The organism is Streptomyces sp. NPDC093064 (assembly GCF_044754605.1).
Classification (GTDB): domain Bacteria; phylum Actinomycetota; class Actinomycetes; order Streptomycetales; family Streptomycetaceae; genus Streptomyces.
Window position 1 is genome coordinate 1 of record NZ_JBIVPK010000150.1, and the last position, 1,451, is coordinate 1,451.

Here is a 1,451-nt window from a genome sequence, read left to right on the forward strand (position 1 = left end):
CGCGTTCTTCGTCGGTGACCATTTCGAGGGTGAGCTCGTCGTGGTTGCGCAGGAAGATGCCCCATTGGCAGTTGGTGGGGATGGCGGGGGTCTTGGCGAGAATCTCGGAGACGGGGTAGCGGCTTTCCCTGCGGACGGCCATGAAGATGCGGGGCATGACGGGGAAGTGGAAGGCCATGTGGCATTCGTCGCCGCCGGCGGCGTAGTCGCCGAAGTAGTCGACGACGTCCTCCGGCCACTGGTTCGCCTCCGCCAGCAGCACCTTGTCCGGGTACTGGGTGTCGATCTCCTTGCGCACCCGCTTCAGGAACTCGTGCGTGGCCGGGAGGTTCTCGCAGTTGGTGCCCTCCTGCTGGTACAGGTACGGCACCGCGTCCAGCCGGAAGCCGTCGATGCCCAGGTCCAGCCAGAACTTCAGCGCGGAGATCATCTCCTCCTGGACGGCCGGGTTCTCGTAGTTGAGATCCGGCTGGTGGGAGAAGAACCGGTGCCAGTAGTACTGCTTGCGGACCGGATCGTAGGTCCAGTTGGACGCCTCCGTGTCGATGAAGATGATCCGCGCGTCCTGGTACTGCTTGTCGTCGTCGGCCCACACGTAGTAGTCCCCGTAGGGGCCGTCGGGGTCCTTGCGGGACTCCTGGAACCACGGGTGCTGGTCGCTGGTGTGGTTCATGACGAAGTCGATGATCACGCGCATGCCGCGCTGGTGGGCGGCGTCGACGAACTCCACGAAGTCGGCCAGGTCGCCGAACTCCGGGAGCACGGCGGCGTAGTCGGACACGTCGTATCCGCCGTCCCTCAGCGGGGACTTGAAGAACGGCGGCAGCCACAGGCAGTCGACGCCGAGCCACTGGAGGTAGTCGAGCTTGGCGGTCAGGCCCTTCAGGTCGCCGACGCCGTCGCCGTTGCTGTCCTGAAAGGAGCGGACGAGGACCTCGTAGAACACGGCACGCTTGAACCACTCCGGGTCCCGGTCCTGGGCCGGAGTGTCTTCGAAGGTGTCCGGAACGGGCTCATTGACGATCATGTTGTCGGTGACCCTCCGATCTGCGGGGTGGACGGTCGCAGGACGGTGAGGACATGCGCGGGCCGGTGGCCCGGCTCGAGACGCACATAGTTGGCCCTGCCCCAGTGGTAGGTCTCGCCGGTCAGCTCATCGCGCACCGGCACCGACTCGTGCCATTCCAGGCCGAGTTGCGGCATGTCCAACGAGACCGTGGCCTCCTGGGTGTGGTGGGGGTCGAGGTTGGCGACCACCAGAACCGTGTTCGATCCGCTCCGCTTCGAGTAGGCGATCACCGCGTCCTTGTCGGTGTGATGGAAGTGCAGGTCCCGCAGTTGCCGCAGGGCCGGACTGCGGCGGCGGATGTCGTTGAGTCTGGTGACGAGGGGGGCGATGGTGCGGCCCTCGCGTGCGGCGGCTGTCCAGTCGCGGGGTTTGAGCTGGTACT

Annotated in this window: 2 protein-coding genes; both read right to left on the reverse strand. The window is 65.7% G+C overall.

Annotated elements, in window-relative coordinates:
• Positions 1–1,027 (reverse strand): alpha-amylase family glycosyl hydrolase (locus ACIQFZ_RS43500; RefSeq protein WP_402694009.1); only part of this gene is annotated, 1,027 nt, incomplete at its 3' end.
• Positions 1,024–1,451: DUF3459 domain-containing protein (locus ACIQFZ_RS43505; protein ID WP_365775155.1), on the reverse strand; the 428-nt coding region annotated here is incomplete at its 5' end. The genes ACIQFZ_RS43505 and ACIQFZ_RS43500, both read right to left, overlap by 4 nt.